Genomic DNA, 13,689 nt, shown 5'->3' with positions numbered 1-13,689 from the left:
CGGTGACCCTCACGTGCACGGCAGGTGGAGAATCGCCCGGGTAGCGCCGGGCCGTGCCCGGCGGCTTCTGGTTCCGCCCGCGCTTCGCGCTCGCCGGGCATGGCCCGGCGCTACCGGATCAGCGCTTGGGCTGCAGCATCGTGCCGGTGCACTTGGGCGAGCCACAGCGGCACTCCCAGATCTTCTTCAGCTTGGCCGTGTGGCGCTCGGCCAGGGTGATGCCGTAGTTGTACGTCAGCTCTTCGCCCGCCTTGATATCGCGCAGCGCCTCGATGAAGACCTTGTCGCCGCGGCTGTCACCGTCTTCGTCTTCCTCGATCACCGCCTCGCAGTTGGGGTCGCAGCTGTGGTTGATCCAGCGCGCGTCGTTGCCCTTGTAGTTGGCATCGATCACCCAGTCGTCGTTGAGGGTGAACAGGAAGGTATGGCCGCTTTCCACGTCGCCACTGTCATCGGCATCGACATCGCCGTGGCTGCGCAGCAGGCCCTTGTACTGGATCACGCGCTCGCCCTGCTTGATCGGGGCCACGGAAAACACACCGTTGCCGTGGATGGCGGACTTGCGGGCTTGGATCTTCTTGGGCATCGGCAAGAGACGTTTGCAGCGGAAGGAACGTTGATTCTCGCCCATTCCGGGTGATTGCGAAAATCACCCCCATGCCGCAGCATGTCGCCCCGATGGCGGCCCTTGGCGACTGCCCTCCGGCCGGGCCCAAGCGCCCGCTGAATGGCCGGGTTGGATGCCGGCGAATAAAAGCGTACAATTTCAGTCCGCTTTAAGAACCACTCGCATCCCATGTTGCGCGTCACCAAGCTCACCGATTACGCCACCGTCGTACTGACCGTGCTCGCCGCCCGTCCGGGCGAGGTGCTCAGTGCCACCGAGCTGGCCGAATTCACCGGTCTGGAGCCGCCCACCGTCAGCAAGGTGCTCAAGCCACTGGCCCAGGCCGGCCTGGTCGAAGGCCTGCGCGGCGTCCGCGGCGGCTACCGGCTGACCCGCCCATCGATCGAGATCTCGCTGTTTGAAGTGGTTGAAGCCATGGAAGGGCCGTTGGCCCTGACCGAGTGCAGCCACGACCACCACCAGTGCGGCATGGCGCCCAAGTGCGGTGCGCGCAGCAGCTGGCGGCTGATCAACGACGTGGTCTCCGAGGCCCTGCGCGATGTCAGCCTGGCGCAGATCCTGCCCCCTCTTCCCCTTGTCGACGAAGAACAGCGCCGCACCATCGCTGTCGACGTCGTCTCCTGATCCGTAGGCAGCCCCCCCCATGGCCACCGAAACCATCGAAACCGTCGCCAGCGACGACACCCCCAACCGCGAGATCCATGAGCAGCTCGGCCGCAAGTATTCGGCCGGCTTCATCACGGACATCGAGTCGGACTCCCTTCCCGCCGGCCTGGACGAGGACACCATCCGCGCCCTGTCGGCCAAGAAGGAAGAACCGGAATGGATGACGCAGTGGCGCCTGGACGCCTACCGCCACTTCCTGACCATGCCGATGCCGAACTGGGCCAAGCTGCAGATCGCCCCGATCGACCTGCAGGCGCTCAGCTACTACTCCGCGCCGAAGGGCCCGAAGTACGCCTCGCTGGATGACGTGCCCAAGGAACTGCTGGACACCTACGACAAGCTGGGCGTGCCGCTGCACGAGCGCGCCAAGCTGGCCGGCGTAGCGGTGGACGCGGTGTTCGACTCGGTGTCCGTCGGTACCACCTTCCGCAAGGAACTGGCCGAAAAGGGCATCGTGTTCTGCTCGATGTCCGAAGCCATCAAGGAGCACCCGGAACTGGTCAAACAGTACCTGGGCACCGTGGTGCCGGTCGGCGACAACTATTTCGCCGCGCTGAACTCTGCGGTGTTCTCCGATGGCAGCTTCGTGTTCATTCCCAAGGGCGTGCGTTGCCCGATGGAACTGAGCACCTACTTCCGCATCAACGCCGGCCACACCGGCCAGTTCGAGCGCACGCTGATCATCTGCGAAGAGAAGGCGTACGTGTCCTACCTGGAAGGCTGCACCGCGCCGATGCGCGATGAGAACCAGCTGCATGCGGCGGTGGTCGAGCTGGTGACGCTGGACGATGCGGAGATCAAGTACTCCACCGTGCAGAACTGGTACCCGGGCGATGAGAACGGCGTCGGCGGCATCTACAACTTCGTCACCAAGCGTGCCGAATGCCGTGGCGCGCGCAGCAAGGTCACCTGGACCCAGGTCGAGACCGGCTCGGCGATCACCTGGAAGTACCCGTCCTGCGTGCTGCTGGGCGACGACTCGGTCGGTGAGTTCCACTCGGTGGCACTGACCCACCATCGCCAGCAGGCCGACACCGGCACCAAGATGATCCACGTCGGCAAGCGCACCAAGAGCAAGATCATCAGCAAGGGCATCAGTGCCGGCCGCGGCCAGAACACCTATCGTGGCCTGGTCAAGATCGACCGCAACGCAGACGGCGCGCGCAACTACACCCAGTGCGATTCGCTGCTGATCGGCAAGCAGTGCGGCGCCCACACCTTCCCCTACATCGAGGTGAAGAACCCGGGTGCCACCGTCGAGCACGAGGCCACCACCTCGAAGATCTCCGACGACCAGCTGTTCTACTGCCGCGCCCGTGGCATCAGCCAGGAAGACGCGGTGTCGATGATCGTCGACGGCTTCTGCAAGCAGGTGTTCCGCGAACTGCCGATGGAATTCGCGGTGGAAGCCAAGAAGCTGCTGGAAGTCTCGCTGGAAGGTTCGGTGGGCTGATCGCCCGCCCTGCCCTCGCACAACGCATTCTCTTTACCGGCGGGCCACGGCCCGCACCACGGAAACCCCCACCATGCTGAAGATCGAAAACCTCCACGCCCGCATCGGCGACAAGGAAATCCTCAAGGGCCTGTCCCTGGAAGTGAAGCCCGGCCAGGTGCACGCCATCATGGGCCCCAACGGCGCCGGCAAGTCCACCCTGGGCAATGTCCTGGCTGGCCGCGACGGCTATGAGGTCAGCGAAGGCAGCGTGCAGTTCGAAGGCGTCGACCTGCTCGACCAGGACCCGGAAGCGCGCGCCGCTGCCGGCCTGTTCCTGGCGTTCCAGTACCCGGTGGAAATCCCCGGCGTGAACAACACCTACTTCCTGCGCGCCGCGCTGAATGCACAGCGCAAGGCGCGCGGCGAGGAAGAGCTCGATTCCATGCAGTTCCTCAAGCTGGTGCGGCAGAAGCTGGCCGTGCTGCACCTGAAGGACGAACTGCTGCACCGTGGCGTCAACGAAGGCTTCTCCGGTGGCGAGAAGAAGCGCAACGAGATCTTCCAGCTGGCCGTGCTCGAGCCGAAGCTGGCGATCCTGGACGAAACCGATTCGGGCCTGGACATCGATGCGCTGAAGAGCGTGGCCGACGGCGTCAACGCGCTGCGCAGCGCCGACCGCTCGTTCCTGGTCATCACCCACTACCAGCGCCTGCTGGACTACATCAAGCCGGACGTCGTGCACGTGCTGGCCGATGGCCGCATCGTCAAGAGCGGCGGCCCGGAACTGGCGCTGGAACTGGAAGCGCACGGCTATGACTTCCTGAAGGACCGGGTCGTGCCCGAGGCGGCGGTCTGATGAGCGCCCTGCTCGATTCCATGGCCCAGGCCTTCTGCGGCAGCGATGCGCGCCGCGAAGTGCTCGACAGCGTGCTGCGCGACGGCCTGCCCGGCGCACGCAGCGAAACCTGGAAGTACACCTCGCTGCGCCAGCTGGAGCGTCGCAGCTTCGCGGCCGCACCGTTGGCCCCGGCGCTGCTGGATGCCGCCGCGCTGGAGGACATCCCCGCACCGCGCCTGGTGTTCGTCAATGGCCGCCTCAACGACGCGCTGAGCGACGTGCAGGGCCTGCCGGCCGGCGTGCAGCTGGAGACGTTGTCCTCTGCACTGGCCGCTGGCGAGGACGCCGTGCGCTTCCTCGGCCGCCGCTACGATCGCAGCGACGATGTGTTCGCCCGCCTCAACGCCGCCCTCGCCGATGAAGGCGTGGTGCTGCGCGTGGACGACGGCGTGCAGGTCGAGGTGCCGCTGCAGCTGGTATTCGCCAGCGTGGCCGGCGACACCGATCTGGCCTGGCACCACCGCCACCTGATCGAACTGCGTGCCGGCGCCAGCCTGGGCGTGGTCGAGCACCGCTTCAGCGTCGGTGATTCGGCGCATCTGGACAACACGGTACTGCACGCCCACGTCGCCCGCGATGCGGTGCTCAAGCACGCCCGCGTGCAGGCCGGCAGCGCGCGCCAGACCAGCTTCCTGCGTACCGACGCGGTGCTGGCCAAGGACGCGCAGTACCACCGCGTGGACCTGGAGCTGGGTGCCGCGCTCAGCCGCCATGAGCTGAACGTGCGCCTGGAAGGCGACAACGCCCAGCTGACCGCCAATGGCGTGCTGCTCGGCAACGGTCGCCGCCACGTCGATACCCGCCTGGGCATCGACCACATCGCCCGCGACACCAGCGCCGAGCTGCAGTGGCGTGGCGTGGCGGCCAACCGCAGCCGCGTGGTGTTCCATGGCGGCATCCAGATCCGTGCCGGTGCCGATGGCACCGACGCCAACCTGTCCAACAAGAACCTGCTGCTGTCGGCCGACGCCGAGATCGATACCCAGCCGACGCTGGTGATCGACGCCGACGAAGTGAAGGCCGCACACGGTGCCACCGTCGGCCAGCTCGACGCCAACGCGCTGTTCTACCTGCGCTCGCGCGGCCTGCCGCAGGCCCAGGCGCAGGCGCTGCTGAGCGCCGCGTTCTGCCACGAGCCGCTGAGGGTGCTGCCCGAAGCGCTGCGCGAACAGCTGGCACGCCGGCTGGACAAGGCCCTGGCTGAGGCGGGCGTGGCATGAACCTGTCCACCCCGCGACCGATCGAAGCACCCGCCGACGCCCCCGACTGGGCACGCGTGCGCCTGGACTTCCCGCTGCTGATGCGCGAAGTGCACGGCAAGCCGCTGGTCTATTTCGACAACGCCAACACCGGCCAGAAGCCGGTGCAGGTGATCGGCGCGGTGGACGAGTTCTACCGCCGCTACAACGCCAACGTCAGCCGTGCCGTGCATGCGCTGGGTACCGAGGCCACCGACGCCTACGAAGGCGCACGCAACAAGCTGGCCCGTTTCCTCAACGTGCGCAGCAACGACCTGGTGCTGTGCAGCGGCACCACCTTCGCGATCAATCTGGTTGCCTACTCCTGGGCCCTGCCCCGGCTGAAGGCCGGCGACGTGATCCTGGTGTCGCGCATGGAACACCACGCCAACATCGTGCCGTGGCAGCTGGTCGCCCAGCGCACCGGCGCGACCATCCGCGTGGCCGAGATCACTCCCGACGGCGCGCTGGACCTGGACGCACTGCGCGCGGCGATGACCGCCGAGGTCAAGCTGCTGGCCGTGGCCCATGTCTCCAACGTGCTCGGCACCATCAACCCGGTCCGCGAGATCTGCCGCGAAGCGCGCAAGCGCGGCATCGTCACCGTGGTCGACGGCTCGCAGGCCGCCCCGCACCGCAAGGTCGACGTCACCGCGATCGGCTGCGACTTCTACGCCATCACCGGCCACAAGATGTGCGGCCCGACCGGCACCGGTGCGCTGTGGGCGCGTCGCGAGCACCTGGACGCCATGCCGCCGTTCCTGGGCGGCGGCGAGATGATCAAGGAAGTCAGCTTCGACGGCACCGTGTTCAACGACGCCCCGCACAAGTTCGAAGCCGGCACCCCCAACATCGCCGGCTTCATCGGCCTGGGCGTGGCGGCGGACTATCTGCAGAACGTCGGCCTGGACCACGTGGAAGCGCGCGAAGCCGAGCTGCTGGCGCACTTCACCGAAGAGCTGCGCCGGGTTGACGGCCTGCGCATCATCGGCGAGGCACCGGAAAAGGCGGCGGTGGTGTCATTCCTGATCGACGGCGCCCATGCGCACGATCTGGCTACCCTGCTGGATCTGGAGGGTGTGGCCGTGCGCTCGGGCCAGCACTGCGCGCATCCGCTGCTGCAGTACTACGGCGTGGCGGCGACCTGCCGTGCGTCGCTGGCGTTCTACAACACGCATGAAGAGATCGAGCGGTTCATGACTGCGTTGACGAAGGTGCGGAAGTTGCTGGGGTAAGGCTTCAGTAACCGCTGGAAAGATACGTACGCCACGGGAGACCGTGGCGTTTTTCTTTTGCGAGGAGCACCGGCAAACACGACCATTCGCAACGGCAGGCTCTCGTCACTGACACCCGAGTTCACCGACCACGGCCTTGCATTTTGAATCCAAGTAAACATGAAATGACTTAAGCTCTTCGGAAGGCACCTTAACTTTGCCTGCGCGATGCATTACAGCATACCCACGGAGCCCGCCACCCCCAGCCTCAGGAACGACAACGCAGACATACTCAGCCCATTCCCGAGACGCGGAAACATATGCACTTATGACCGACAAACAGACATCAACGCGCCCACTATTTTTTCATGGGCCGAACAATCCATTGCCGCAGCAAGAAACAGCACTGGACCAAGTACCAATTTGCAAAAGGCCATCAAAGGACCCTTGGAGTTGGAATAAGCATATAACGCCAATATCTCTTGGTCATGCAAAGAAATCTCACCAGGAATGCCGCAGCCTGCGCCTCCATTCTCGAATCCACATTACTGCCCTCAAGCATCAATCAAGCCGCAGAGATTGCCGCGCCTATTCTTAGCAGTACTTTCAGACGCATTGCTGACGACTCCTGCGACGACCTAGAAGCCCCCCCCCCTGAGTTCTGCCATCAGGGGCAGCCACGCCATCATCAATGCAAAGGTGGAAAGTTACTTGATATCCTCAAGATCAAGCAACACGTCTCCGAAAGTCTGGCGCTTAACTTCGACCGGCAACCCCAACGGACGCACTTCAAGAGGCGCGAAAATTTCCCCGAGCAATAGATCCTCAGTTGTTCCAGTCTTTTCTCTATCCCTGAAGGTTCCAATCACTGACACCCAAGAGTAAGCATGCTCTTGAAAGATGCGCTCCTGGACATCCATCGGACCTCTAATCCTGATAGAAGTCTCGTCGGTCACTCCTGCCTCATAAAACTCCTTGCTTGAATTCAGGACAAATAGATCCCGAGAAACAGCAAGATAACCTTCAATCCGAATCATGCGGCCATTGAATCCACTAGCATCGCTTGCAAGCGCCCTGAAAGTCACCCTGCACGCATTCTGCGCCGTCTCACCGCAGCTCACTCTGTGCGACGCATGATCTTCTGCAGGCATTTGACATGCTGCCAACTGAAATGCAAGAAACGCCGCAGAAGCCACGACCCCAATCTGCTTCATTTGATCATCTCCGACTCACCACTCGAATTCATCTTATACACCCCCGACGGATCGGACACGTAATTTGTGGACTTGGACGTTCTGAAAGTTTGAATATCACCATATGAGAACGGCGAGTACGCCGTCTTGAAGCCATCCAGAACTGGATGCGTATGAATGTTGATCCCTCCAAGCAACGGTCGTCCAGCAGAGCCCCCCAACCAGTCTTCGCGACGAACATCAGCGGAAATCCCAATATCGGAAAGATGAAAAGCACCGCTATTCTTCATCACGATTTCCGCACTCACCTCCCATCCGAATCTAATAGAGTATTTCTGATAAACCTGTGAAAAGACCTTGGCAGCATCGTCTGAATTTGCGTTCGCAATTGACTCCATCTTACCCTTCGTAGCATCGACAACACCCTTCATAGCATCATACCGAGCCTGCGCATTCTCCTTAGTAAAACCAGACGGAAGAGCCCCTCCGATTGCCGCCACCCTTACTCCAGCGGCGATACCATTATTTTTTATTTTGCTCCCGGTAATAGCCTGCCGAGCTTCCTTGGGCTGCCTTCCATCCGGATCAAGGAACCGATACGGGTTCCCCAGCGCGTACGCGTAGCGTCCAAAAGCAGCAACTGATGAGGCTATTGGATCGACTGATAGAAATGCCCCAGTCTCCACATCATAGTACCGCTGCTGCATGTAGCTCAGACCTGTGCCCGAGTCCACCACATGCCCGGTGTACCCAGGTCCATCCTTCCACGGCCGGTTGACCACGCCTCCATACGGTTCATATACCGTGCGCTCGATGACATTTCCACTGGCATCGGTGATCGCCACCGGTGAGCCCAGTGCGTCAGTGTGGATATACTCCACCACCTCCTGGGCTGCTGCCGGCGCAATACACGCCAGCATCGTCACCACAAGAAGCGCTGCGCGAATTAGTAAAGAAGTGATTCCATTCATGGCTCAGTCCCAGCTCAGTACACCGCGGGTGACGGGATGGTCGGCTGACCACGACGAGCAACCGCCTGCATTGCAGGCCCGCACACGATAGTTGCCGGCACAATACGCATTGCCGTTCGCACTCACATAGGCGTTGGGCCCGGTATACAGACGCTTGCCACCGCCACCACTCTCAAGCTGGTACTCAGTGGCGTCGGCCATTTGGCTCCACCCCACCGAGCACTGCACCTGATAGGGCGCCTTGCGCGTGGTCAGCCATTCGGCCAGATAGAAATGGGGCGTCCCTGGAGGAAGTGCCACCGTTACCGTCACGATGCCCGAGTAAGGGCTGCACCCCACGAAGTTGCAGGCACGCACGCGATAGGCATAGCTGCCCTTGGCGCGGTCCGCGCCGAAGCTGTTCGCACCGCCGTTATGCACCACGGTCCATCCACCGCCGTTGGCGCTCTCCTCCAGGATGAAGCTTTCGCTGTTGGCAGGCACAGACCAACTGAGACTGTACTGCGGCACATTCACCAGCCCTGGGGCGTTGATCACCGGCTCGATCGTCGGCGCACCGATCACTGCAACCGTCGCAGATCCTGACCAAGGCCCGCATCCCGCGCCGTTGCAGGCGGCGACGCGGTACGCATAAGTACCCACTCCGCGTGCGGGCGTTGCAAAGGACACCACGTGTGCATCCACCAGCGTCACCCAGCCACCGCCATTGGTGCTTTCCTGCAGCATGTAGCGGTCGGCACCACCAATCCCGTTCCAACCGATGCCAATGCTGCCGGGTGCCGATCGAGCCGGCGCTGATACTCCAGGAGCACCGACAGGCGGGTAGACCACCGTCACCGCGGCGCCATTGCTGTATTCGGTACACCCCACCGGATTACATGCACGGACACGATAGTTGAAAGTGCCTGCCGGCTTGCCACTGAATGCCTTGGATTGGCCCGCCGTATTGTGAACCTGCGTCCAGGCTCCGCCATTGGCACTCTCCTCCAGTTCAAAGCGTTCTGCGCCGGCAGAGGCCGACCAGCTGATGCTGTAGCTGCCGTTGAATGCAGTTGCCGGTACGCTCAGCGCAGGCACTGCAGCCGGCGGCAGCTCGACGGCGACCGTGGCGGTGTTGCTCCACTCGCCACAGACCACGCGGCACCCGCGCACACGGAACTGATAGGTGCCGGTGACCAGACCGCTACTGGTGAATGCCTGCGCCGCGCCGTCGAAAATCGTGCTCCAGTTACCTGCCTGGGCGCGCTGCAGTTCGTAGCGGTTGGCGCCACCGGCCGGGCTCCACGTCAGGTTGACGCTGCCCTGGGTGATGTAGCCTGGGGCGCTCAGCGCAGGAACACTGGGTGCAGCCTCGCCGTGCACCTGCGCCACCAGACTGCCGGACAGGTACAGATAGTCCGTCTGCTTTCCCGTGCGCTCATTGCGCTGGAAGCGCAGCACGCCGCCATTGTCATAGAACGAGTAGATGACGCCCGACTCGCTATTCCAGGCTTTCAACCGGCGTCCATGCGCGTCATACAGATAGGCCTCCGTCGTTCCCACCGTACGCAGGCGGTTGCCGTAGTCGAAACCAAACGTCTGGCCATTGCGGATCGAAAGATTGCCCTGCACGTCATAGCCGAGACCGACAACGGTCGCGCTGCTGCCAGTATCGACAACGTTGACCAGACGATTGGTCGGATCGAAATAATGCATGCGATCCCGGCTGCCGACTTTGGCCCGGCGCAGGTTGTCCAGTGCGTCGTACTCATACAGCGCGTTGCCAAAGCCCGGCGCGGTAACCGAGCGCAGCCGATCCAGCCCGTCATAGGCCATGTCACGATTGCCTGGTGCACCCGGCAAGCCATCAGAGATGGCCATCACGTTGCCAACCGCATCGTAGTCGTAGCTGTCATCGAGCACTGCGGCCGCAGCGGTGGCATCGCGACTTCGGTCAGGAAGACCGCGAGCATTCTGGCTCATCGTATGGACAATGCCGTTGCCATATACGAAGCGCGCCAAGGCGCCGTTGGCAAAATAGCTGGCCTCCTTCGCATAGCCCCCCACCGATGTGGCGCGGCCGAGGGCGTCCGGGGCATAGCTGACGATGCGCCCGCCCGGGTAGGTGTTGCTGGCAAGCGCGCCGTTGCCATCGTAGCCATAGGCCAGGCTCAGATTGCCGAAGTCTGGATGTTGCAGCGTCTCGCTGCTGAGCAGCCGACGATGGTTGTACTGGTAACGATTGATGACCAGCGGACGGCCGGCATCGTTCTGCGTACTGATTTCTGCGGGCAGTCCATCCGGCGTATACGACCAGGTCTGGTTGCCGCGGCCATCGGGGAAGGTCAGCGCCAGCAGTCGATTGGCAGCGTCATAGGTGCGCTGCACGGCGCGGCCAGTCGCGAGTGCTTCGCTGCGGTTGCAGTCTGCGCTGCTGGCAAGGCCCGTGCCGGCAGCCGACCACAGAACATTGCCGGCGGCGTCGTAGTCCTGCACCGTCGCCCCGGTTTCCGGCTCGATGGTCTTGCAGAGTTGCTGGTAATCGTCATAGACATAACGGCGGGTCAGTGCCTGGCTGCCGTCGGCGCTGCGACGGGTGATCGCCAGCGGCTTGCCGAGAGCGTCGCGCTGGATCTCGGTCACTACGCCTTCCGGGTGCTGCAGCGTCAGCGGCATGTCGTAGCTAGGCTGGTCATAGGCCAGATGCCGTGTTGTGGTCGACTGGCCGCGCGGATTGGTCACCTTCACCGACAGGTTGCCCACGTACTCGGTGCGGGTCACCAAGGCACCCAGTTCGGACGACTGGCTGACCATGACCGGTCGGCCCAGCGCGTCGTACTGCGTGGTGGTGCCGTCAAACGCCGCATTGATGTCGGAAAGCTGGCGAACCGGATAGGACGCGAACACCGTCTTGCCGGTGGTGTCGTAGCGGGTCACGACTGCGCTATCGAGAGCGTTGTCTGCATTTTCAGTGACCAGCACCGGGCGGAACATGGCATCCAGATAGGTATCGGTCCGTCGCCCGCCCTGGGTTCGTGAATGCTTCCAGGCGCCGGCCGGCACGCCGAACTGCGGCCCGCCCAACCGCTGCAGGTCCATGGTGACCGCATTCCAGCTCACGGTGTCGCCACCGGGGAACTGCTGGCTGCGCAGGCGCCCCATGCTGTCGTAGCTGAAGCTGGTGGTTGCTCCGATTTCATCGGTCAACGAGGTGATCCAGCCGTTGTCGTCCACCACAACGGTGCGCGTCGCCCCATTGGGAGATTCAGCCGTGGCCGGCATCCGCAACTGCTGCGGGACACCGCGCTTCCACGCGGACAGGTGGCTGGTGTTGCCACGGGCATCGGCAACCGATGCCACCGTACCATCAGCCGCGTAGGTCACCTGCTGCGCCAACCGGCCGAAGGTATAAGCGCGCAGCGGCAACGCATTGGTCGTGTCGAACTCGGTGCGTGACTGCTCGACACCATTGACTACGCTGCGCGCTGACTGGCCATTCACCCATAGCGCCAGGTTGTCGTAGTAGGTGGTTGTGCTGGCGCGGCCCTGTCCGGCTGAATTGCCCTCGACGACGCTCACCTCGCGTGCAAAGGCATCGAAAGCCTGGACCGTGCGGGTGAACTGCACGCTATCCTGTTCCACCACGGTGGACTGCACGGGCCTGTTGTAGTGTGCCTTGAGGTCGTTCGCACCGTACTTGAAGTCCTTGCCGGCTTCTTTCGGGAATGGCGCCGAGTCAAGCTGGGCGTCGGGATAGTAGTTGTTGCGGTCGACGCGCACGACGGAGCCGCCCGAGCGCGTGGTGGTCGACAGCAGCAGACCGTCGTTGTACGCCACCTCCTTGCCGAACTCATACACACGCACAACACCATCGGGCAGCGTTTCGGTGGTGACCTTCGGTTCGGCCTGGCCCGGAGGAATCGCCGGGCCGCCGAGATCCTGCGCGTAGGCGCCATCAAGATTGGTGTACTGATAGGTCCATTGCGCAGTTGGCATCCCCGGACCACTGATGGTCTTGGCCACCAGGGACATTGCGTCACGATAGATCGGCGTGTAGTTCCAACCATCAGCAAACAAGTGATTGTCGCCGGAAGTCTGGCAATCCAAAGAGACGTTCTTGCGCCCGTGGCGGAACGGCCGGAACAGGAAGGTTCCCAAGGCGTCCGAAGGATGCTGGACGGTCATGGAAATCTCACTAGGCACGATCTTGTTCATGCGAGAACACGTTGCCGGATAATCCATGTACTCCCAGATGTTCTGCCCGATGTAGTCGGCATACTTATGTGTGACTGAAAGCGGCGGCAGGTTGTAGACCCACTGGGTTCCGTCCGGCAGCGTCACCGTCCTCAGGATATCTGCCTCGGTGTAGCCATAGGTCCACGTACGCCCTGCTGTCGTGGCAGAAGCGATCAAGCCCTTCGCGTTATAGGCCAGGCTGATCTCCCGACCATCGTTGGCAACCATGCGCAGCAACCGATCGCCGCTCCACTCATAGCGCACCCAGTTGCCGAATCGATCCACGATTTGAGATGGGTACAGAAACACACGCTTGCGATTGAGCAGCGCATTGCTTTCCGGCCCGTACGGTTGCAACGTCGCGGCGGTGTTGGGCCTGGCGACCATCCAATCGAAATAGTATTTGGTGCCATCCGGTGCATGGCCAAGAAATCCCTGCCCCGGATGCCCGCTCTTCAACGCAGTCAAACAACTGAACGTCCAGCCTCCCTTCGTGCTCCAGGGCGCAGGCTCGCCAAACTGCGGCTGCGGCTGGCGCGGGTCACCGCTGCCCCCGAGCACCGGCTCTCCGCCGCCCCCCGGCAGGGAAAGGCGCACGCCGTCCCAGAACGTATGCGTATTGAAGTTGACGATCTGCGTATGACGGCGATTCCAGACCTCGAGCGCAGGTGGCGCACCCACCGTCGAACAGCGTGCTGCCGGCGCCCAATAGCCGGCAGCAGCAGTTTCCGGCAGGTCGCCGTAGACACCAGACAATGACGGAATATCCAGGCCCCAATCGGAGAACGGGCTCTCGCTACTGCCGTCACCGTCGCTGTAGCTTCGGCTCAGCGTCATCGGCAAGCTGCCATTGCCCGGTATCGAAATATCCGTGGCCTTGAAGCTGATCGAACCGTCATACAGGTTGACCTGCTCGCCAAAGATCTCGCCCTTCAAGGGCTCGACCAGGTCGCCGTACTTCAAGCGCTTGTCGTACTCCTGGCGCCAGGTAGGCACGAGCTGGGCGGAGGCGGGAACCGGTGCCAGTACGCAGAAGGCCAGTGCTGTCAGAAGCAGGGCTTTGATGGTGTTTGCCGCGCGCGGATGAGCAATGAGCCGTGACTGCATGAAGATCCTCCCTGGATCGACCTTCCTTGAGGGCCCCGCCCACATCGCGCCACTGTCGATGATCAGATCGGACGGTGCCCACTCCGGCAGACAACCACACGCTTGAACGCGGTGGGCGGGCATT

At 62.8% G+C, this 13,689-nt stretch carries 9 protein-coding genes; 5 read left to right on the top strand and 4 right to left on the bottom strand.

Translation table 11 applies throughout. The features are described from left to right. Nucleotides 1-118 precede the first annotated feature (118 nt). A complete protein-coding gene (locus CLM74_RS05390) occupies nt 119-586 on the bottom strand; it encodes an SET domain-containing protein-lysine N-methyltransferase (protein ID WP_010483549.1) in 468 nt (155 codons plus the stop codon). Nucleotides 587-796: 210 nt separating this feature from the next. Between CLM74_RS05390 and CLM74_RS05385 the strand changes: the two genes are divergently transcribed. The 5 genes from CLM74_RS05385 to CLM74_RS05365 all read left to right on the top strand — a co-directional run bounded on the left by CLM74_RS05385 (nt 797) and on the right by CLM74_RS05365 (nt 6,100). Continuing rightward, complete coding sequence (locus tag CLM74_RS05385) at nt 797-1,252, top strand: SUF system Fe-S cluster assembly regulator (protein WP_025873978.1); 456 nt, start codon at nt 797-799, stop codon at nt 1,250-1,252. Nucleotides 1,253-1,271: 19 nt separating this feature from the next. Then, a complete protein-coding gene (gene sufB, locus CLM74_RS05380) occupies nt 1,272-2,747 on the top strand; it encodes a Fe-S cluster assembly protein SufB (protein ID WP_033830551.1) in 1,476 nt (491 codons plus the stop codon). Between the two features lie 73 nt (nt 2,748-2,820). Continuing rightward, a complete protein-coding gene (gene sufC, locus CLM74_RS05375) occupies nt 2,821-3,585 on the top strand; it encodes a Fe-S cluster assembly ATPase SufC (RefSeq protein WP_025873980.1) in 765 nt (254 codons plus the stop codon). Beyond that, nucleotides 3,585-4,847, top strand: coding sequence for a Fe-S cluster assembly protein SufD (gene sufD / locus CLM74_RS05370; RefSeq protein ID WP_025873981.1), 1,263 nt, complete (start codon nt 3,585-3,587; stop codon nt 4,845-4,847). The genes sufC and sufD overlap by 1 nt, the downstream gene beginning before the upstream one ends. Further along, nucleotides 4,844-6,100 carry a cysteine desulfurase gene (locus CLM74_RS05365; protein ID WP_025873982.1) on the top strand — a complete coding sequence of 419 codons (1,257 nt, stop codon included), beginning with the start codon at nt 4,844-4,846 and terminating at the stop codon, nt 6,098-6,100. The genes sufD and CLM74_RS05365 overlap by 4 nt, the downstream gene beginning before the upstream one ends. 686 nt (nt 6,101-6,786) lie before the next feature. Here the strand turns inward: CLM74_RS05365 and CLM74_RS21435 are convergent. The 3 genes from CLM74_RS21435 to CLM74_RS05350 are packed head-to-tail and all read right to left on the bottom strand — an operon-like array spanning nt 6,787 to nt 13,565. Then, nucleotides 6,787-7,293 carry a hypothetical protein gene (locus CLM74_RS21435; protein WP_154879573.1) on the bottom strand — a complete coding sequence of 169 codons (507 nt, stop codon included), beginning with the start codon at nt 7,291-7,293 and terminating at the stop codon, nt 6,787-6,789. Continuing rightward, complete coding sequence (locus CLM74_RS05355) at nt 7,290-8,243, bottom strand: RHS repeat-associated core domain-containing protein (protein ID WP_105163584.1); 954 nt, start codon at nt 8,241-8,243, stop codon at nt 7,290-7,292. Before CLM74_RS05355 ends, CLM74_RS21435 begins: the two co-directional genes overlap by 4 nt. Before the next feature lie 3 nt (nt 8,244-8,246). After that, nucleotides 8,247-13,565, bottom strand: coding sequence for an RHS repeat domain-containing protein (locus CLM74_RS05350; protein ID WP_105163583.1), 5,319 nt, complete (start codon nt 13,563-13,565; stop codon nt 8,247-8,249). Nucleotides 13,566-13,689 lie beyond the last annotated feature (124 nt).

Origin of the sequence: Stenotrophomonas sp. MYb57 (genome assembly GCF_002966815.1) — a bacterium.
Taxonomy (GTDB): Bacteria; Pseudomonadota; Gammaproteobacteria; order Xanthomonadales; family Xanthomonadaceae; genus Stenotrophomonas; species Stenotrophomonas indicatrix.
Note: the sequence above shows the minus strand (reverse complement) of the source record. Positions and strands in the feature narration are given on the sequence as shown.